The following is a 19,445-nucleotide window of genomic DNA, read 5'->3' as shown; positions in this document are numbered from 1 at the left end:
CGGGACGCCGTGGCCATATTGGCCTAGAGCTGTAAAATCGATCCCGGAGGCCAACATCCGGCAGCGCTGTGCGCCCCCGGGTGCTTTCTGGTTTTGGGCCATGCCCAACGGCTTTGCTTGGAGGATTGCCGCAAAAGCACTACCTCTCGGCCATCATCGGGTTGGCAGGGAAAAGGGAAACGCATGTTTGAATCGCTACAGGAACGCCTTGGCTCGATCCTGAACGGCCTGACCGGCCGCGGCGCGCTGTCGGAGGCCGATGTTTCGGCCGCGCTGCGCGAGGTGCGTCGCGCCTTGCTGGAAGCCGACGTCGCGCTGGAAGTGGTGCGTTCGTTTACCGACAAAGTGCGGGAAAAGGCCGTCGGCGCCGAAGTCCTGAAGTCGATCAAGCCCGGCCAGATGGTCGTCAAGATCGTTCACGACGAACTGGTCGAGATGCTCGGCGCCGAGGGCGTCGCCATCGATCTGAACGCGCCGGCTCCGGTCGTCGTCATGATGGTCGGCCTGCAGGGTTCGGGCAAGACCACTACTTCTGCCAAGATTGCCAAGCGTCTGACGGACCGCCAGAACAAGAAGGTTCTGATGGCCTCGCTCGACACGCGCCGCCCGGCCGCGCAGGAGCAGTTGCGCCAGTTGGGCGAACAGGTGAGCGTAGCGACACTGCCGATCATTGCCGGCCAGACGCCGGTCGACATCGCCAAGCGCGCCGTCCAGGCCGCCAAGCTCGGCGGCCACGACGTCGTCATCCTCGACACCGCCGGCCGCACCCATATCGACGAGCCGCTGATGGTCGAGATGGCGGACATCAAGAAGATGTCCGCGCCGCATGAAATCCTGCTGGTTGCGGATTCACTGACCGGCCAGGACGCGGTCAACCTTGCCAAGAGCTTCGACGAACGCGTCGGCATCACCGGCCTTGTCCTGACCCGCATGGATGGCGACGGTCGCGGCGGCGCGGCTCTTTCCATGCGCGCCGTCACCGGCAAGCCGATCAAGTTGATCGGCACCGGTGAAAAGATGGACGCGCTTGAGGAATTCTATCCAAAGCGCATCGCCGACCGAATCCTCGGCATGGGCGACATCGTCTCGCTCGTTGAGAAGGCCGCAGAAAACATCGACGCCGAACAAGCGGCTGCGATGGCCAAGAAGATGCAGTCGGGCAAGTTCGACCTCAACGACCTTGCCTCACAATTGCAGCAGATGTCGAAAATGGGCGGCATGGGCGGCATCATGGGCATGATGCCCGGCATGAGCAAGATGAAGGACCAGATGGCGGCAGCCGGCCTCGACGACAAGATGTTCGGGCGTCAGCTTGCCATCATTTCGTCGATGACCCGGGCCGAGCGCGCCAATCCCGACATCCTGAAGCATTCCCGCAAGAAGCGCATCGCCGCAGGCTCGGGAACGGATGCGGCCGAGATCAACAAGCTCTTGAAGATGCATCGCGGCATGGCCGACATGATGAAGGCGATGGGCGGCAAGGGTAAGGGCGGCGGCATGATGCGCGGCCTGATGGGCGGCCTCGCCTCGAAGATGGGCATGGGCGGCCTTGGCGGCATGATGGGCGGCGGCATGCCGGACCTGTCGAAGATGGATCCCAAGCAGCTTGAGGCGCTCAAGAAGCAGGCCGAAGCGGCTGGACTAGGCAAAGGCCTGCCCGGCGGACTGCCGGGTCTGGGCGGCGGCGGGCTTCCAGGCCTGCCGGGCGGCATGAAGCTCCCGGGTCTTGGCGGCGGACTGCCGGGCCTCGGCAAGAAGAAGTGAGGACGCGATGAACGAAGAACAAGATATCGCGGAAGCGAAAAAGACCCTCGCGGACTACCGCGCCTCGATCGACAACATCGACGCGGCCCTCATTCACATGCTGGCCGAACGTTTCCGTTGCACCAAGGCCGTCGGAGTATTGAAGGCGACGCATGGGCTGCCGCCTGCCGACCCCGCGCGCGAGTCGCAGCAGATCGAGCGGCTGCGCCGGCTCGCCAACGATGCCCACCTCGACCCCGATTTCGCGGAAAAATTTCTCAACTTCGTCATCCGTGAGGTTATCCGCCATCACGAAAATATCGCTGCCGCGAATGGCGGCGCGTCCAAATCCGGTTGAGCAACAGCCGTAACCACCACCAGAATCAGAGCTTTTAGGAGAAAAACATGGCACTGAAGATCAGACTGGCCCGCGCGGGCTCGAAGAAGCGCCCCTACTACCACATCGTCGTTGCCGACGTGCGTTCGCCGCGCGATGGCCGCTTCATCGAAGCGGTTGGCGCCTGGAACCCGCTGCTGCCCAAGGACGGCGAACGCGTCAAGATCGATGCCGACCGCGTCAAGCATTGGCTGGGCAACGGCGCGCTGCCGACCGACCGCGTCGCCCGCTTCCTGAGCGAAGCCGGTCTCGCCACCCGCGAGGCACGCAGCAACCCGACCAAGGCGCTTCCGGGCAAGAAGGCGCAGGAACGCAATGCCCTGCTGCAGAAGGCACAGCAGGATGCAGCGGCAGCCGCGGCCGCTGCTGCAGCCGCACCGGCTGAAGCTGCTGCGACTGAATAAGCCCGACTTTCAGCAAGAAAAGCTGCACCGGTCTTCAAACCGGCGCAGCTTTTTTATTGCAATATCAAACTGAGACCATCGCTCAGTAGTACGGGTCGTAACGATTGTAGTAGCGACGCGGATAGCGGCGATCTTCGTAGCGGCGCGCGTAATACCCGTCATCATAGCTGCGAGGGCACGCCGCAATGTAGACGCGGCCATAGCCATCGCGGTACCGGCATCTGTTGGGCTCATTTGCCGAGCCGATAAGAGCGCCAGCGACCGCACCGACTGCGCCACCGACAAGTGCGCCCTCAGCCCGGTTACCGGGTGAAGCGACCGCACTGCCAATCGCCGCGCCGCCCAAGCCGCCAATTGCTGCACCCTGCTCTGTCTGGGAACAGGCACCGAGCGGCAAAAGCAACGCCATCAACACAACCAACTTCTTCATCGTCCTACCTCTCGCAAGCGGAACACAAATCCTCGCCGCCACGCCGATAACGGATGAAACGAGGATTCGATCCGAACAAGGCAGATCGAAGACAGACGTGAGTTGGTGGACAAGGGTTCGGTCTCTTCGCCAGACCGACATCTGCGGTGCTGTAGCTTCACAAAAAAGGCCCGGTTTCCCGGGCCTTCATTACGCGAAAGGACGCGGATCAGGCGAAGTACTGGCCGCCATTGGCCGAAATCGTCGAACCCGTGATGAAGCCGGCTTCCTCGGAGGCCAGGAAAACGACGCAGCGGGCAATTTCCTCAGGCTCGCCCAGGCGACCGACGGGAATTTGCGGAATGATGCGCTCGTTGAGCACCTTTTCATCGATGGCCTTGACCATGTCTGTCGCAATATAGCCCGGGCAGATGACGTTGACGGTAATGCCGGCACGTGCGCCTTCCTGCGCCAGAGCTTTGGTGAAGCCGATATCGCCGGCCTTCGAGGCAGAATAATTCACCTGTCCGGCCTGCCCCTTCTGTCCGTTGATCGATGAAATCGTGACGATGCGGCCAAACTTGCGGTCGCGCATGCCACTCCACAGCGGGTGCGTCATGTTGAATACGCCGCTGAGATTGGTGCCGATAACCTCGTTCCATTGCTGGGGCGTCATCTTGTGGAACATTGCGTCCCGGGTGATGCCGGCGTTGTTGACCAAAACGCTCACCGGCCCGAGATCGGCCTCGACCTGCTTGATACCGGCAGCGCAGGCATCGTAGTCGGCGACCGACCACTTATAGACCGGAATGCCCGTCTCGGCCTTGAACTTTTGCGCGGCTTCATCATTGCCGGCATAGTTGGCCGCAACCTGATAGCCGGCATTCTTCAGGCCGATCGATATCGCCGCCCCTATGCCGCGCGAGCCGCCGGTCACGATTGCCACTTTGCTCATTCCAGTCCTCCTCCAATGAATGACAGAGAAGCTAGTGCCCGGAGCAGCGGCAATTCAGACTGTTCTTGAGTTCAGTCTTGTATTCTTGCCGTGGCCGCTGCCCGCCGCGGCAGCAGCCTAGTTCATGGCCTCAACGCACATGGCAACGCCCATGCCGCCGCCGATGCACAGCGTGGCGAGGCCCTTCTTCGCGCCACGGCGCTTCATCTCAAACACCAGCGTGTTGAAGATACGCGCACCTGATGCGCCGACCGGATGGCCGATGGCGATGGCGCCGCCATTGACGTTGACGATCGCCGGATCCCAGCCCATGTCCTTGTTGACGGCGCAGGCCTGTGCGGCAAAGGCTTCGTTCGCCTCTACCAGGTCGAGATCGCCAACCGACCAGCCGGCCTTCTGCAGCGCCCTGCGCGATGAAGGGATGGGGCCCGTGCCCATGATCTGCGGATCGACGCCTGCCGTCGCCCAGGAAACGATGCGCACCAACGGGGTGATCCCGCGCCGCACCGCCTCGGCCTCGGTCATCAACACGACGGCCGCCGCACCATCATTGATGCCGGATGCGTTGCCGGCCGTTACAGTACCTTCCTTGTCGAAGGCCGGCTTCAGCTTGGTCATCCCGTCGAGCGTCGCACCGTGGCGGATATACTCGTCCTGATCGACGACAATGTCGCCCTTGCGGGTCTTGACCGTGAACGGAACGATCTCGTCCTTGAACTTGCCGGCCTTCTGCGCGGCTTCGGCCTTGTTTTGTGATGCGACCGCAAATTTGTCTTGGTCGTCGCGGGTCAACTGCCACTGGCGGGCAACGTTCTCGGCGGTATTGCCCATGTGGTAGCCGTAAAATGCGTCCGTCAAGCCGTCCTTGATCATCGTGTCGATCAGTTTCAGGTCGCCCATCTTGGTGCCGCCGCGCAGATGCTGGGCATGCGGGGCCATCGACATCGATTCCTGACCGCCGGCAACGATCACCTTGGCATCGCCCTGCGCAATCTGCTGCATGCCGATGGCGATGGTACGCAGGCCGGAACCGCAAAGCTGGTTGAGGCCCCATGCCGTCGCCTCCTGCGGAATGCCGGCTGCCATCGCTGCCTGGCGGGCCGGATTCTGGCCCTGGCCGGCCGTCAGGATCTGTCCGAGAATAACCTCATCGACCTCCTTGGCGTCGACGCCAGCCCGGCCCAACGCTTCCTTGATCGCGGCGGCACCCAGCTCGTGCGCCGGCGTGTTGGCAAAAGCCCCGTTAAACGAGCCGACCGGCGTACGTGCGGCACTGGCGACAACGATGGCGTTGGAAGCGGACATTTTCTTCTCCAGACTCTGCGGAAAACAAGTTCCCGATAAGGTTGTGGCGACTTTTGTTGCCCTTTCCAGAACCCGAGTCAAACCGGAAATCTATGACTTCGACTTCTTGCCAAGAGCGGGCACGCTCATGCTGCGCAGCATTTTGCAGCGCCGAAAGCGGCCGCGTTCCTTCCGCACTGCACAAACCACTTGGAATTGCGCGTGTTTTGCGCATATCCTGAGGAAAGGGCTAAATCGTAACCGGACGCTTACCAAGCATACCGGGGGCTTGACGGGAGGATGCCGATGGCCGCGAAAGACGAACCGGTGGTAATCAAGAAATACGCCAACCGCCGCCTCTACAACACTGGCACGAGTACTTATGTCACGCTCGAAGACTTGGCCGAAATGGTCAAGAAGGGCGAGGAGTTCACTGTCCAGGACGCCAAGACCGGCGACGACATAACCCACCCGGTCTTGACCCAGATCATTTTCGAGCTGGAAAACAAGGATGGACAGAACATGCTGCCCATATCCTTCCTTCGTCAATTAATCGCCTTCTACGGCGACCAGATGCAGATGATCGTGCCCTCTTTTCTCGAGCAGTCGATGCTGGCCTTTTCCAAGGAACAGGAGCGTTTTCGCGAGCAGATGAAGGGTGCCATCGGCAAATCGCCGATAGACGTCATGAAGATGACGCCGATGAAGGCAATCGAGGAACAGACGCGGCGCAATATGGAGATGTTCCAGAACGCCATGCGCATGTTCACGCCGTTCCCCGCCGCAGGCGCCTCCCCCACGCCTGCGCCCGAACCAGCGCCGGCCCGCAAGGAGCCGGCCGAAAAGGGCGATGATCTTCAGGACCTCAAGGAACAGATTGCTGCCATGCAGCGCAAGCTGGACACCCTATCCTAGCGCGGCTCGCCCCCCAAGTCCGCTATCGCACGAGGGCAGTGCCGTGGCGTTCACGCTGGCATTTACGGTGAGCGTGGTTCTTGCCTAAACAGGACGTCCCACGGACCGACAACAGCGATTCCCGGCGCCCGCGTTCAATCATTCCAAATGGTGTCCCATGACAGACCAAACCCTTGTTCCGGTTTTCGACGGCCATAACGATACGCTGCTCAAGCTCTACGTCACGCAGGATGCCGGCAAGGAAAAGCTGTTCATCGAGGGCAGCCCCGCCGATTGGCACATTGATCTGCCCCGAGCCAGGAAAGGCGGCTTCGCGGGGGGTATGTTTGCCATTTTCCCGCCACCCGTCGAAAAAGCAAAACGCCAGGCAGCCGGGTCGGGGTCCAACGAACCGATGGCTCCCCAGCTTTCCATGGAGGAGGCCAGGACTTCGACCCTTGGCATGGCGTCTATCCTGTTCCGGCTGGAACGTGCCGGCGCGTTGACCGTCTGTCGCAGCGCTGCCGATATCCGGGCGGCCATGGCAAAAGGCTCGGTTGCCGCGGTTTTTCACATCGAAGGCGCCGAAGCGATCGACACCGATCTTGCCATGCTTGACGTGCTTTATTCCGCCGGCCTGCGCTCGCTGGGTATCGTCTGGAGCCGCCCCAACGCTTTCGGCCATGGCGTTCCGTTCCGCTTTCCGTCGTCGCCGGATATTGGCCCCGGCCTGACCGACGCCGGCAAGGCGCTGGTCAAAGCCTGCAACAAGCTCAAGGTCATGATCGACCTGTCTCATCTCAACGAAAAGGGCTTTCGCGATGTGGCAGCGTTAAGCGATGCACCACTGGTTGCCACCCATTCCAACGCCCATTCCGTTTGCCCGCACGCACGCAACCTGATTGACTGGCAGCTCGGCGCCATCCGCGAAACCAAAGGCATGGTCGGGCTGAATTATGCCACCGGCTTTTTGCGTGAAGACGGCAGGATGAATTCAGATACGGGACTCGAAATCATGGTTCGCCATGTCGATGCCTTGCTGGAAGCGCTGGGAGAGGATGGCGTCGGGCTGGGTTCCGATTTCGACGGCGCCATGATCCCGGCTCCGATCGGCGACGTTGCCGGATTGCCGAAGCTGATCGCCGCGTTCGAGCAGCACGGCTACGGCCGCGAACTGATCGAAAAAATTGCCTGGAAGAACTGGGTCAACGTGATCGAACGAACGCTGGGAGCCTAATGCATGTCTCCCAAAAGTGGGAGCCGGTTTCCGGATAAAGACATGCATAAAATCAAGGAGCTAAAGCGTGTTAAGCGAATCTGAAAGATCGCAAAACGCTTTAGGAGCATTTCCGGCAAATGTGTGAAGCGGTTCTGCCCGGAAATGCAGCCAAAAATGAGATAGAGCTTACTTCTGACCAAGGGCCGGTCCGACCCGCATGAGCGGGCCGGCAGCCGGTACGTCAGTTCATTCGTCGTCCTGATCCTGGTCGGTCGACTTCAACGCAGAGAGCTTGGCGAACACGGCGTTGGCGTCGAGTTCAGCATCCTCATCCTTCGGCTTTTCGACTTCGGGCGTCAGCCGCTCGGTCAAGGACGCCGGCAACAATGTGTCGCCCGCAGGCTGCGCCTGTTCGCGACCGCGCGAGGCGCGCTGCACTTCGATGTCGAGGTCGATCTGCGAGGTCAGGCCGAGCGTCACTGGATCCATCGGCACGAGGTTGGCGGCATTCCAGTGCTTGCGCTCGCGGATCTGCTCGATGGTCGACTTGGTGGTGCCGACCAGGCGCGATATCTGGGCGTCCTTGAGTTCCGGATGGTTGCGAACCAGCCACAAAATGGCGTTGGGCCGGTCCTGGCGCTTGGACAGCGGCGTATAGCGCGGGCCCTTGCGCTTCGATTCCGGCACCCGCACCTTTGGCTCGGACAGTTTGAGCCGGTGGTTCTGGTCCCTTTCGGCGCGCGCGATCTCTTCGCGCGTCAACTGGCCGGTCATCACAGGGTCCATGCCCTTGATGCCTTGCGCCGACTCGCCATCGGCAATCGCCTTGACCTCAAGCGGATGCAATCCGCAGAACTGCGCAATCTGGTCGAATGACAGCGCCGTATTGTCAACCAGCCAAACCGCGGTCGCCTTCGGCATCAGAAGCGTATTTGCCATCGAAAAAACCCTTCTCGTTCGCCCGCGTTCCCGCGCGGGCGGTGGTTTCTAGAGCCACCAAAATGGGAAAATCGAGGTCTGTATAGCCGTGTTCGCCGTTTGGAGCAAGAATTTCCAGCCGCCAAAAACAAAACCCGCCGGACGGGGTCCAGCGGGCTCGGAACCGGAGGCGCGATGGTTGCGCCAGACGTCGGTTCTGCTTTCAGTCCAACGTCGCTTAGAGAGCGGCGCGGGCGACCTTGGCGATGTCGGCGCGGTTGATGCCGAGATCGTTGAGTTCGCGGGTGTTGAGACGGTTCAGCTCACGGACGGTTTCCGAGTAGCGGCGCCAGTTCTTGTAAGAGCGGATCAGGTTCATGTTTGCCTCCAGCAAGTTCGGTTGAATTCGATGACGCTGATATAGGCTTTCACGCGCGAACATTGAACAGACGCTTTTGCATAGCGGGGATGCATTTGCTGCATTGCAACATGAACGACCGGTAAAGAACCAGGCGAGCCTGATCCGCCTTAGCCGACGTCGAGCACGATCTTGCCGATGAGGTCCCCTTCTTCCATGCGCTCGTGCGCCCGCCAGGCTTCCTTGAGCGGAAAGATCATATCCATCAACGGCGCGACCTTGCGCACGGCAAGCAACGGCCAAACCTGCACCTCGAGCGCAGCCGCCACCGCGCCCTTGAACTCGACGCTACGCGGCCGCAGCGTCGAGCCGGTATGCACCAGTCGCTTGACCATCAGCTTGGAAAAGTCCGCGCTGGCGATAGCTCCTGCTTGGGTGGCGATCTGGACAATGCGGCCTTCGACGGCGGCCGCCGAATAATTCCTGCCGACATAGTCGCCGCCGACCATGTCGAGGATGACATTGGCGCCCGTGCCATCGGTCGCCTCCTTGACCGCCTGCACGAAATCTTCCTCGCGATAGTTTACCGCCCGATCAGCGCCGAGCTTGAGGCAGGTATCGCATTTTTCCTTAGAGCCGGCGGTTGCAATGACGCGCGCACCGAACGCCGAGGCAAGCTGGATCGCCGTCGTACCGATACCCGACGATCCACCATGAACCAGCAGCGTCTCGCCCGCCTTCAGCGCGCCACGCTCGAACACATTGTGCCAAACGGTGAAATAGGTCTCAGGAACCGCTGCGGCTTCGGTATAGGTGAAGCCTGCCGGCAGCGGCAGCGCGTGGCTGGCATGCACCACCACATATTCCGCATAGCCGCCGCCCGGCGTCAGCGCACAGACCTGATCGCCGATGCGCCAGCGTTGCGCGCCTTCGCCAAGCGCCGCGACATCGCCCGCCACTTCCAGCCCGGGCAGGTCGGATGCCCCGGCAGGAGCCGGATAGGCTCCTTTGCGCTGCAATATGTCGGGCCGATTGACGCCGGCGGCATGGACCCGGATCAGGATCTCTCCCGACCCCGGCTGGGGAACATCGCGCTTTTCCGTTTTCAGCACCAACGGACCACCCGGCTCCGAAATGGCAACCGCCGTCATCTTCTCGGGAATCCTGTGTTCCTTCGCCATTTTTCCCGTCTCCTCTTTTGCGGCAGGTGCCGGCTGTTTGCATCGCAGCCCCTGCCCTATGTATGCTGACTGACGAGTGAGGCAAACCGCCTGATTCAGGCTACCAACCGATTATCGGGGAGCAACCATGGCGATCTTCGACGATGAGCCCAGGAAAAAGCCTCAGCCGCATGAGATTGGCCAGGATCTGGCGCTGCTGTCGGTCGGAGAACTTAAGGAACGCATAGATATGCTGCGTGCCGAGATCGAACGCATCGAAGCCGAACTGCAGGCCAAGGGCTCGACCAAATCCGCGGCAGAAGCGCTTTTCCGACGAGGCTAGGTCGCGAACAGCGGCATCTGCCCCTTAAAAGCCTGAAACAAACTGTTCTAGGAAAACTCCGCCAGATTCGATTCCTCCGCCGGACAGTGTAGATGTTTGCAACCTACAGACCGATCCTGTCTCTCTTGCGCGGCACCGCCTTTTTGCTGGCGGCATCCGGCTTGCATGGCCTGTTGTTGCCATTGCGTGGCCAGATGGAAGGGTTTTCAACCGCTTCACTGGGCCTTATGGGAACGGCCTGGGCAACCGGCTTCGTCACCGGCTGCTATTTCGCCCCGCGCATCGTTCGGCGCGCGGGTCATGTGCGGGCCTTCGGCACGTTTGCAGCCTCCGGCGCCATCATCGCCCTGCTCACGGGGCTCATCATCGACGAATATGCCTGGATTGCGCTGCGCGCCTTTACCGGCTTCGTCATGGCCGGCGCGTTCATGATCATCGAGAGCTGGCTGAACGAAAAGGCCACCAACGAAAACCGTGGCACCGTCTTCGGCCTTTATATGATGGTCACCTACGCCTCCATCATGGGCGGCCAGATGATCGTCGCTGCCGGCGACGTGCAGTCCGCCTCGCTGTTCATGATTACCGGCATCTTCTTTTGCCTGTCGCTCATCCCGACAGCCGTCTCGACCCAGTCCACCCCGCAGCCATTGCAGGATGTGAAACTCGACCTGAAAGGGCTTTATGCCAACTCGCCGGTCGCGGCGATCGCCTGCCTTTTGATCGGCATCGCCAACGGTGCCTGGGGCACGCTGGGCGCGGTCTACGGCGCGCGCGTCGGCATCTCGACGGCGCAGATCGCCTTGATGATGAGCCTTGTCGTCGTCGCCGGGGCGGTCATGCAGCTTCCCGCAGGCAGGCTGTCGGACCGCACGGACCGGCGCTATGTGCTGGCGGGCGCTGCGTTTGGCGCGGCATTGTTCGGCTTGATCGTCTTCGTGGTGCAACCGCGCTCCGGCCTCTTCGTGCTGCCTGCCACGGCGGCCTATGGTGCCTTCGCCTATACGCTTTATTCGATCGCGGTGGCGCATGCCAACGACCACGCCAGAGCGGAAGATTTCGTCAAGGTTTCGGGCGGACTTTTGCTGCTCTACGGCTTCGGCACCATCATAGGCCCGCTGGTAGCTGCAGCACTGATGGAATGGATGCGTCCTGAAAGCCTGTTTCTTGCAACCGCGCTCGCGCACATCTGCCTTGCCGGCTACACCATGTTGCGCATCAAGCGTCGCGCGCCGGTTCCGATTGAAGATCGCGACGCTTTCAAGACCTTGCCGGTGGAACGCTCGATAACGCCGGAATCGTTGCGGCTCGATCCGCGGACAAAAAATGAAACCGATGGTTGAGATTTAGACAACTTTACAGCACAACTAGGCCATGATGCTGATTGATGCGTTCACGGCTATCGCCGATCCAAACCGGCGCCATCTGCTCGAAGAACTTCGGCGGGGGCCGAAAACCGTCAATGAACTGGCTGCCGGACTGCCTGTCTCACGTCCGGCAGTATCCCAGCACCTCAAGGTCCTGCTCGACGCCGGTCTTGTCAGCGCAAGGGCGGACGGTACGCGGCGCGTCTATACGGTCACCAATTCGGGCTTCCTCAAGCTGAACATCTGGCTCGACCAGTTCTGGGACGCGCAGCCGTCCTGAAATCCGAGAAGCTGTCAGTTCAGGTTCACGTCGCGTCCCGCCGCGCGTATCGACACCGAGAATCCAGCCAGAACGTCGATCAGCGTAATGATCATCAGCGTGAAGAACACTGAGTGCGCTGCGCCCCTGACCAGCAGGAACTCCACCAGGAAAGCTACGAACACAAAAGTCGACAACAGGTGATCGATCACCGAGGCGTTGCTGGTGCGGGTCGATTTCAGGATTTCGATAAAGAAGAAGATCAGCCCGATGACGACCATGAGGTCGCCCAGCGTCATGGAAAAGACCCCGCCGGACATCATGCCGATGGAAAAAATCTCGGCGGCCCATGGATCGCCATTGACGCCGGAGCCGAAAAACCCGGCAAGGCCCAGATTGTAGATAATGAAGGGCACGATCAGCAGCGGAAGGCTGGCCAGCATGACATCTCTCCGGGCAAGGCACCAAGGCCGATTTCGGTGCGGCTGGCGCGAACGCCACACCTCCTGCAGTTGTAGAATGCAGGTCACCTTGCCCGTCAAGCCCCGGAAGATGCGCAGTCGGATTTTGAGCGTTGCACATATCCGAAAAGCAAAAGGCCACCCGAAGGCGGCCTCAATGCATTGCGAGGGCTAGAGCTGAACTCAGCTTTCCTTGGGCGTCAGCACCTGGCGACCGCGATACATACCGGTCTTCAGATCGATATGGTGCGGACGGCGCATTTCGCCGGAATTCTTGTCCTCGACATAGGTCGGTGCCTTGAGCGCATCGGCCGAACGGCGCATGCCGCGCTTCGAGGGAGAGGTTTTTCGTTTCGGTACGGCCATGGATATGCTCCACTTAACTGTTCAAAAGCCCGCCATGCCCTCGTGAAAGGGCCGTGCGGGCCGAATTCTAGAAGAAAGTGGCGTGCCTATACACGGCCTACGGCGCTTTGACCAGCACTATGGCGAGATTTTTTGCGTCGATCCGCCTAAGCGTTCGGACTATTGAGCGATTCTGGCCGAGATAAGCGTTCCAAGCTCACCTTTCATACATTCGGTCAAGACAAGCTCGCCTAGTCGAGACAACCGACATAGCCACCGGCCTTCGCAGCCCTGCGCTCGATAATGCTTGCCAGTTGCCTCAACCCGCGGCCGGGCTTGCCGGGATTACGGACGGCCGGGTTGGGTAGGGTCACGGCAAGCAGCGCCGCTTGCCGACGTGAAAGTTTGCTGGCGGAAATGCCGAAATGATGCCGTGCCGCAGCCTCCACGCCATAGATGCCCGGCCCCCACTCGGCAATGTTGAGGTAGATTTCCATGATCCGCCGTTTCGGCACGACAAGGTCGAAATAGACCGCCAGGGGCAGCTCCACCACCTTGCGCAAGGTGGTGAGCGGCCGTTGCCAGAGATAGAGGTTCTTCACCGTCTGCATGGTGATGGTCGATGCGCCACGCGTTGCCTCCCCCGCCATGGCGTCGGTCACCACCCCTTTCAGTTCGCCCAGATCGATACCGTAATGCGAGCAGAACTGGCCATCTTCCGACATGATGACGGAGTGGGCGAGCACCGGGGCAACATCATCGATGCTGACCCATTGACGGTCGTAGCCGGAAAATGTCGCCAAATCCTTCAACATGAATGTCGAAACCGGATGCACGAAGGACGGCAGATAGAGGAAGGTCAAAACCACGGGAACCAGCGCAAGGGCTGCCACGCCTTTCAACACGGCACGCAGCCGGCCTTTGCGCAGAAGGGTCAAACCGCCCCTTTTTGCTCGCGACATGAGATGTCCCTCGGTTCCGTGAACCAGTCCCTCAGTCTCTTGCTCGATGATCGGTTCCGACACCTGCCTTGCCCCTGCCAATCGCCTTTCGGCATAACGACGCCAGACTGCTTGCGCAATGTCTGAGTGTCGGCTACCGCTCGCCGCCATGAGTACAGACGCCGAAATTGCCTTTGAAACCCGGCTATCCGAGCAAGCAAGCGCCGTAGAAGCAAAGTTGCGGCGTCTTCTCGACGATCGCCCGCTTTCAGGCGAGATTGCAAGGCCGGAGCGCCTGCTGGCAGCCATGCGCCACGGCGTGCTCAATGGCGGCAAAAGGCTGCGCCCGTTCCTGGTCATGGAAAGTGCCGCACTGTTTGCCCCGGACGATGAAACCGATGCAGCGCTCGACGTGGCTGCAGCGCTGGAATGCATTCATTGCTATTCCCTGATCCATGACGATTTGCCGGCGATGGACGACGACGATCTGCGGCGTGGTCAGCCGACCGTCCACAAGGCCTTTGATGAAGCCACTGCCATCCTTGCCGGCGACAGCCTGCTCACGCTTGCCTTCGATATCCTTGCCAATGAACCTTCACGCAGCGGCAAACAGCCCATAAACGCCGCGACCCGCCTTGCCCTCGTCAGGGGTCTTGCGCGCGCAGCAGGCCTTGGCGGCATGACCGGTGGCCAGATGCTGGACCTCGCGGCGGAGCATGCCTCCCCCGACGAATCCGGCATCATCCGCCTGCAAGCAATGAAAACCGGGGCCCTTATCCGCTTCGCCTGCGAGGCCGGTCCAATCCTTGCCAACGCCTCCGCGACCGACCGGGAACGGCTAGCCGAATTCGGCTCCGCCATAGGGCTCGCCTTCCAGCTTGCCGACGACCTTCTCGACATGACGGCGGATGCCAGCCAGATCGGCAAGGCCACCGGCAAGGATGCCGCGGCCGGCAAGGCCACGCTAGCGGCGCTTCACGGCGCCGACTGGGCACGCCGGCAGTTGAACGGCCTTGTCGAACAGGCACATTCGCTGCTCGAACCCTATGGCGAGCAGGCTGCGATGCTGAAAGCCGCCGCGACATTCGTCGCCAATCGCAACAGATAGGCCCTCTCGGGGCGTAAAGGTCCGCAATACCAACGAATTCTTAATGTTAATGCAGTGTGATCCCCGGCGTTACAATTGCGCGTATGTGTTGGGGGTTACGCATGCCGGAGTATATGTCCTTCTTCCGGTCAATCCGGATTCGTTACCTGTCCGGCCTGCTGATTCTCGCATTGTCCGTCGGCGGCGTCATTGCCACGCTTAACTATGCCAATTCATATCGCCATCAGGTCGATACGCTGAGCGCTCAGTTCGTCGCCTTTTCGCGCGATCTCAACAATGCCGCGAGCTTCGCCGAAACGGCAGTTGCCGCGTGGCGTCCCGACACCCGCGACGAGCTCGCTACCGCCGCATACGGCCATGCGCAAAAGCTCACCCAGGGCATGGAGGCGCTTACCGGTGAAGTTGCCGACATCATGCCACGTCTGACATCGCGCACCGTGGACGAATTGAAGTCGGCGTCGATCAACGGATATCTTTTGTGGTCGGCGCGCGACATGGTGCGCAACCTCAACCTGATGGCCGAAGCAAAGTCGATCGACGACTGGAGCTATCGGGAAATCCGCAACCAAAACGACCTGTTCGCTCAGCCGATGCTGGTTCGCGCACGTAACGCCGTCGACAGCGAGCGTCGGCTTGCCGATGCCCGCGCCGACCGCCTGCTTCTGTGGGGAACCTTCCTGCTTGCCGCGGCGCTTGCTGCCGTCGCCTTCTGGATATTCCGCCCGATGGAAAAGGCGATCCGCCGCGCGTTCGCCGAGACTTCAGCCTCCTTGTTCAAGGCCGAGGCAGCGGACCGTGCAAAGTCCGAATTCCTGGCCAATATGAGCCACGAAATCCGCACTCCGATGAACGGCGTGCTTGGCATGGCCGAACTCCTGGCCAAGACCGATCTTACGCCGCGCCAGAAGACGTTCACCGACGTGATCGTCAAATCCGGCAACGCGTTGCTCACCATCATCAACGACATCCTCGACTTTTCGAAGATCAACGCCGGCCAGTTGACACTTGATCCGGCACCCTTCCGGCTGACGGAAGCTGTCGAGGACGTTGCCACGCTGGTTTCGGCACGGGTAGCCGAAAAGAACCTCGAACTGATCGTGCGCGTCGATCCGCGTCTGCCGGCCTTCGTCGTCGGCGATGCCGGGCGTTTCCGTCAGATCGTCACCAACCTGCTCGGCAATGCCATCAAGTTCACTGAAAAAGGCCATGTCCTGATCGACGTCTCCGGTGAGATCTCGAACGGCACCGTGCATTTGAAGGTCGGCGTCGAAGACACCGGCATCGGTATCCCGGCCGACAAGCTGCAAAGCGTGTTCGAGAAGTTCGCGCAGGTGGATTCATCCTCGACCCGCCGCCACGAAGGCACTGGCCTCGGTCTCGCCATCGGCGCACGGCTTGTCGACCTGATGGGCGGCAAGATCGGCGTGGAAAGCGAGATCGGTCGCGGCTCGATCTTCTGGTTTACCGTGCCGCTGCCGGTGCATGAAGCACAGCCGCGCGACGAAATCATACCCGGCGACGTCACCGGCGCGCGCGTGCTTGTCATCGACGACAACCCCGTCAATCGCGAGATCCTGCTGGAACAGCTCAAGAGCTGGCGTTTCGATTGCGCGGCGGCTGAAAGCGGTGCGGTTGGCCTCGCCTTCCTCGACCGTGCCTTCCAGCTCGGCGCTTCGGTCGACTGCATCATCCTCGATTACCAGATGCCCGGCATGAGCGGGGCCGACGTCGCCAAGGCGATCGCTGCGGACAGCCGTCTCGCCGGCATTCCGGTCGTCCTTCTGACCTCCGTCGACCAGGTCGACTTCGGCAAGCTGGTCATCGATTTCGGCATCGCCGCCCACCTCACCAAGCCGGCGCGCTCGGCGATCCTGCTCGGCACCGTCATATCCGTCATCCAGAAGGCGCGCACGCAGGTCGGCACGGCGCAATTCGTGCGAGAACCGGCATCGGTCCCGCAAGCGGTTCGCCCGGCCCCGACGATCCTGCGCCACCCTGCTTCCACGACGACTACCGCAGCGGAGGCGACGACTACCACCAACACCTCGATCGACATCCTCATCGCCGAGGATAATGAGGTAAATCAGCTGGTTTTCGGCCAGATTCTCAACGGATTGGGCCTCAGCTACCGTATCGCTGGCAACGGCCGCACGGCGGTCGAAATGCACCGCGCCTTAAAGCCCAAGCTGATCCTTATGGACGTCTCCATGCCGGAAATGAACGGTTACGAGGCGACACGGGCTATCCGCGCCTATGAAACAGGCAAGGGCGAGCATATTCCGATCATCGGCGTCACCGCCCATGCTTTGAAAGGCGACCGCGACAAGTGCCTCGATTCAGGCATGGACGACTATTTGCCAAAACCAATCTCTCCGGATCGTCTTGGCACCAAGATCGGCAGTTGGTTGAGCGAAACCATAGCCGCGAAGATCGCCTGAAAATCGGAAGCCCCGAGAGATCGGCGCGACCTGCCAACCGGTGCGCCCATCCCTGGCGTTTTGAAACCGAGCCTAACGGTTTCTGACCACAACACAGGCGCCGCCAACACTATTCAGGTCCCGGCAAATTGCGTTGGCCTCGCCTCGGCTTTCGGCACCGATCCGCACCGCATAGATACCCCTTGAGCCAAGTGGCGACCGGACCCGGCTTACAACCGGGTCATGCAAGCCAAGCACGGCCGGAAACCGCGCTTTCAGCCGCTGCCATTGCCGGATTGCCGCACTACGCTGGAAAGTACCGGCGACCTGCACACCCCAGGGCTTCACATGCACGCTTGCCATTGCAATCGTCGTCGACATGATTGCGGGCAGCCTGCGGCAGGCAACAGCGAAGTTGTATTTCTCATCCAGTGGCGCAATCGAACCGGCGTGCGTCTTGTCGGTGAAGCTGTCAGCTGGCTCGCCCATGATGTCGAGCACGTAGTCCTCTGTCTCCAACGGCAAGAAACCACCCGATTGCAGCCAGCGCGATACGCGATTCTCGCCGGCATTGTAGGCCGCTGCCGCAAGACCAAGATTGCCGAAACTTGTTTTCAGCTCGCCGAGATATCTGGCCGAAGCCGGAATGGCCTGCTCGATATCGAAAGAATCGGCAAGGCCGCGCATCTTGGCCGTTCCGGGCATGAACTGCGCGATGCCCTCGGCACCGACCGGACTGACGGCACCAGGATCAAAACGGCTCTCTTTCCAGATCAGCCGGGCGAAAAACTCCTTGGGCAAACCGGCGCGCTCCGCATGAACCTCGATCAGTTCACATACGCGGCCGAGAAGCCGTTCCTTGGCCGGCTTTGGTGGATCAGCTTGAGTCGCTCCGCCGGCAACAAGCAGAACAATCGGGATTGCAATGAGCCGAGCCGCGTCCCGCGCCCGCATCGGCTATTCCGCAGCCTTGGCTCTGCTACTGTCGCCGAAGCGCTGTTCGATGTAGTCGGCAACCATCTTTTCGAAATCGGAAGCGATGTTTGGTCCGCGCAACGTTGCGGCCTTCCTGCCGTCGATAAATACCGGCGCAGTCGGCATCTCGCCCGTACCCGGCAAGGAAATACCGATATCTGCGTGCTTGGATTCGCCGGGACCGTTGACGATACAGCCCATCACCGCAACCTTGAGCTGCTCGACGCCCGGATACTTGGTTCGCCACACCGGCATGTTTTTGCGCAGATCGTCTTGGATCGACTGCGCCAGTTCCTGAAAAACCGTGGATGTCGTGCGTCCGCAACCGGGGCAGGCCGCCACGATCGGCACGAACTGACGAAACCCCATCGTTTGCAGGAGTTCCTGCGAAACCTGCACTTCGCGAGTGCGATCGCCGCCTGGTTCCGGCGTCAGCGAGATGCGGATTGTGTCGCCAATGCCCTGCTGGAGCAGTATGCCCATCGCGGCCGATGAGGCGACGATCCCTTTCGAGCCCATTCCAGCCTCGGTAAGGCCCAGGTGCAAGGCATGGTTGGAGCGCGTCGCAAGTTCGGTGTAGACGGCAATCAGGTCCTGTACGCCGCTGACCTTGGCCGACAGGATGATCTTGTCGCGGCCGAGCCCGATCTCTTCGGCAAGTTCGGCCGACAAGATCGCCGATTGCACGATTGCCTCGCGCGTCACTTCTTGCGCGGTAAGCCGCGAACCATTGGACTGGTTCTCGTCCATCAGCCTGGTCAGAAGTTCCTGGTCGAGAGAGCCCCAATTGACGCCGATGCGCACCGGCTTGTCGTGACGGATCGCCATCTCGACGATTGCGGCGAACTGCTTGTCCTTCTTGTCCTTGAAGCCGACATTGCCGGGATTGATGCGATACTTCGCCAGCGCCTCGGCGCAGGCCGGATGGTCGGCAAGCAGCTTGTGCCCGATATAATGGAAATCCCCCACCAGAGGCACGTTGACGCCAAGCCGCGCCAGCCGGTCGCGGATAAACGGCACAGCGGCTGCACTCTCGTCCCGATCGACGGTAATGCGAACGATCTCGGAGCCGGCGCGGTGCAGCGCCGCCACCTGAGCAACCGTTTGGTCGATATCCGCGGTATCGGTATTGGTCATCGACTGGACGACGACGGGTGCGGTTCCGCCGACCATTACGCCGCCGACATCGACGCCGACCGAAGCACGGCGCTCAAATGGTGAGGAATAATACCCGGTCATGCCGGCCGCCTCTAGAACCTTCCCGAGACGTCGCGCATCCGGCCGGATACGTCAGGGCGCCCCACTGCATCAAACGTGCATACCATGCCGTGAAGAATGTGAAATCCTTTTGGCGGGCGTGCGAAATCATCTCATGAGGTGGAGGAGAGCGTTCGACTTGTCAATGCGGCGATTGCATCCGGATCAAACGCACATGTCCGATGGGCAAGCCGCATTAGCGGAGTCGTTCGCCAAACTGCAGTATTAAATCGC

At 60.9% G+C, this 19,445-nt stretch carries 20 protein-coding genes and 1 pseudogene; 10 read left to right on the top strand and 11 right to left on the bottom strand.

The genetic code is table 11. The features are described from left to right. The first annotated feature begins 183 nt into the window (after window positions 1–183). The 3 genes from ffh to rpsP are packed head-to-tail and all read left to right on the top strand — an operon-like array spanning window position 184 to window position 2,544. Window positions 184–1,764, top strand: a complete 1,581-nt coding sequence (gene ffh / locus ACODTY_RS01155; protein WP_488992454.1) for a signal recognition particle protein — start codon at window positions 184–186, stop codon at window positions 1,762–1,764. 7 nt (window positions 1,765–1,771) lie between these two features. Then, window positions 1,772–2,101 (top strand): chorismate mutase, encoded by a 330-nt coding sequence (locus ACODTY_RS01150; protein ID WP_488992632.1) that lies wholly within the window; start codon window positions 1,772–1,774, stop codon window positions 2,099–2,101. A gap of 47 nt (window positions 2,102–2,148) precedes the next feature. Beyond that, the gene (gene rpsP, locus ACODTY_RS01145; protein WP_488992453.1) at window positions 2,149–2,544 is read left to right on the top strand and encodes a 30S ribosomal protein S16; all 396 of its coding nucleotides are present in this window, start codon (window positions 2,149–2,151) and stop codon (window positions 2,542–2,544) included. A 163-nt stretch (window positions 2,545–2,707) separates the two neighbouring features. Here the strand turns inward: rpsP and ACODTY_RS01140 are convergent. The 3 genes and pseudogenes from ACODTY_RS01140 to ACODTY_RS01130 form a co-directional block, all read right to left on the bottom strand. Continuing rightward, window positions 2,708–2,974, bottom strand: a pseudogene (locus tag ACODTY_RS01140) (YMGG-like glycine zipper-containing protein); the annotation flags it as partial. Between the two features lie 208 nt (window positions 2,975–3,182). Beyond that, entirely contained in the window at window positions 3,183–3,908 is a 726-nt protein-coding gene (gene phbB / locus ACODTY_RS01135) for an acetoacetyl-CoA reductase (protein WP_056238207.1), read from the bottom strand. A gap of 117 nt (window positions 3,909–4,025) precedes the next feature. After that, window positions 4,026–5,213 carry an acetyl-CoA C-acetyltransferase gene (locus ACODTY_RS01130; RefSeq protein ID WP_488992452.1) on the bottom strand — a complete coding sequence of 396 codons (1,188 nt, stop codon included), beginning with the start codon at window positions 5,211–5,213 and terminating at the stop codon, window positions 4,026–4,028. A 285-nt stretch (window positions 5,214–5,498) separates the two neighbouring features. On the opposite strand from ACODTY_RS01130, the gene phaR reads away from it, so the two are divergent. Further along, on the top strand, window positions 5,499–6,107 hold the full coding sequence (gene phaR / locus ACODTY_RS01125) for a polyhydroxyalkanoate synthesis repressor PhaR (RefSeq protein ID WP_488992451.1): 609 nt from the start codon (window positions 5,499–5,501) through the stop codon (window positions 6,105–6,107). A gap of 157 nt (window positions 6,108–6,264) precedes the next feature. Next, window positions 6,265–7,323, top strand: coding sequence for a dipeptidase (locus tag ACODTY_RS01120; protein WP_488992450.1), 1,059 nt, complete (start codon window positions 6,265–6,267; stop codon window positions 7,321–7,323). A gap of 228 nt (window positions 7,324–7,551) precedes the next feature. On the opposite strand, the gene ACODTY_RS01115 is transcribed toward ACODTY_RS01120, so the two are convergent. The 3 genes from ACODTY_RS01115 to ACODTY_RS01105 all read right to left on the bottom strand — a co-directional run bounded on the left by ACODTY_RS01115 (window position 7,552) and on the right by ACODTY_RS01105 (window position 9,732). Beyond that, window positions 7,552–8,244 carry a DUF1013 domain-containing protein gene (locus ACODTY_RS01115; protein ID WP_488992449.1) on the bottom strand — a complete coding sequence of 231 codons (693 nt, stop codon included), beginning with the start codon at window positions 8,242–8,244 and terminating at the stop codon, window positions 7,552–7,554. Between the two features lie 217 nt (window positions 8,245–8,461). After that, complete coding sequence (locus tag ACODTY_RS01110) at window positions 8,462–8,602, bottom strand: DUF1127 domain-containing protein (RefSeq protein WP_082549530.1); 141 nt, start codon at window positions 8,600–8,602, stop codon at window positions 8,462–8,464. A 149-nt stretch (window positions 8,603–8,751) separates the two neighbouring features. After that, window positions 8,752–9,732: an NAD(P)H-quinone oxidoreductase gene (locus tag ACODTY_RS01105; RefSeq protein ID WP_488992631.1), complete on the bottom strand. Its 981-nt coding sequence runs from the start codon at window positions 9,730–9,732 to the stop codon at window positions 8,752–8,754. A 157-nt stretch (window positions 9,733–9,889) separates the two neighbouring features. Between ACODTY_RS01105 and ACODTY_RS01100 the strand changes: the two genes are divergently transcribed. The 3 genes from ACODTY_RS01100 to ACODTY_RS01090 all read left to right on the top strand — a co-directional run bounded on the left by ACODTY_RS01100 (window position 9,890) and on the right by ACODTY_RS01090 (window position 11,728). After that, a complete protein-coding gene (locus ACODTY_RS01100) occupies window positions 9,890–10,084 on the top strand; it encodes a DUF1192 domain-containing protein (protein ID WP_488992448.1) in 195 nt (64 codons plus the stop codon). Window positions 10,085–10,176: 92 nt separating this feature from the next. Further along, a complete protein-coding gene (locus ACODTY_RS01095) occupies window positions 10,177–11,424 on the top strand; it encodes an MFS transporter (protein ID WP_488992447.1) in 1,248 nt (415 codons plus the stop codon). 31 nt (window positions 11,425–11,455) lie between these two features. Beyond that, window positions 11,456–11,728 carry an ArsR/SmtB family transcription factor gene (locus tag ACODTY_RS01090; protein WP_056238180.1) on the top strand — a complete coding sequence of 91 codons (273 nt, stop codon included), beginning with the start codon at window positions 11,456–11,458 and terminating at the stop codon, window positions 11,726–11,728. A gap of 14 nt (window positions 11,729–11,742) precedes the next feature. On the opposite strand, the gene ACODTY_RS01085 is transcribed toward ACODTY_RS01090, so the two are convergent. The 3 genes from ACODTY_RS01085 to ACODTY_RS01075 form a co-directional block, all read right to left on the bottom strand. Continuing rightward, window positions 11,743–12,150 (bottom strand): hypothetical protein, encoded by a 408-nt coding sequence (locus tag ACODTY_RS01085; protein ID WP_488992446.1) that lies wholly within the window; start codon window positions 12,148–12,150, stop codon window positions 11,743–11,745. A 201-nt stretch (window positions 12,151–12,351) separates the two neighbouring features. Continuing rightward, window positions 12,352–12,534, bottom strand: a complete 183-nt coding sequence (gene rpmF, locus ACODTY_RS01080; RefSeq protein ID WP_008834724.1) for a 50S ribosomal protein L32 — start codon at window positions 12,532–12,534, stop codon at window positions 12,352–12,354. A 230-nt stretch (window positions 12,535–12,764) separates the two neighbouring features. Beyond that, window positions 12,765–13,538: a biosynthetic peptidoglycan transglycosylase gene (locus ACODTY_RS01075; protein ID WP_488992445.1), complete on the bottom strand. Its 774-nt coding sequence runs from the start codon at window positions 13,536–13,538 to the stop codon at window positions 12,765–12,767. Window positions 13,539–13,623: 85 nt separating this feature from the next. Here ACODTY_RS01075 and ACODTY_RS01070 point away from each other — a divergent pair, with 85 nt between their 5' ends. Beyond that, on the top strand, window positions 13,624–14,562 hold the full coding sequence (locus ACODTY_RS01070; RefSeq protein ID WP_488992444.1) for a polyprenyl synthetase family protein: 939 nt from the start codon (window positions 13,624–13,626) through the stop codon (window positions 14,560–14,562). 101 nt (window positions 14,563–14,663) lie between these two features. Beyond that, window positions 14,664–17,000 carry a response regulator gene (locus ACODTY_RS01065; RefSeq protein WP_488992443.1) on the top strand — a complete coding sequence of 779 codons (2,337 nt, stop codon included), beginning with the start codon at window positions 14,664–14,666 and terminating at the stop codon, window positions 16,998–17,000. Between the two features lie 72 nt (window positions 17,001–17,072). On the opposite strand, the gene ACODTY_RS01060 is transcribed toward ACODTY_RS01065, so the two are convergent. Both ACODTY_RS01060 and ispG read right to left on the bottom strand, forming a co-directional pair. Further along, the gene (locus ACODTY_RS01060; RefSeq protein WP_488992442.1) at window positions 17,073–17,933 is read right to left on the bottom strand and encodes a transglycosylase SLT domain-containing protein; all 861 of its coding nucleotides are present in this window, start codon (window positions 17,931–17,933) and stop codon (window positions 17,073–17,075) included. A gap of 3 nt (window positions 17,934–17,936) precedes the next feature. Further along, complete coding sequence (ispG, locus tag ACODTY_RS01055; protein WP_488992441.1) at window positions 17,937–19,193, bottom strand: flavodoxin-dependent (E)-4-hydroxy-3-methylbut-2-enyl-diphosphate synthase; 1,257 nt, start codon at window positions 19,191–19,193, stop codon at window positions 17,937–17,939. Window positions 19,194–19,445 lie beyond the last annotated feature (252 nt).

The sequence above is a fragment of the Mesorhizobium sp. FG116 genome, from assembly GCF_057809835.1.
The sequence above is the reverse complement of the archived record's forward strand: the minus strand, read 5'-3'. Positions and strand labels throughout refer to the sequence as shown.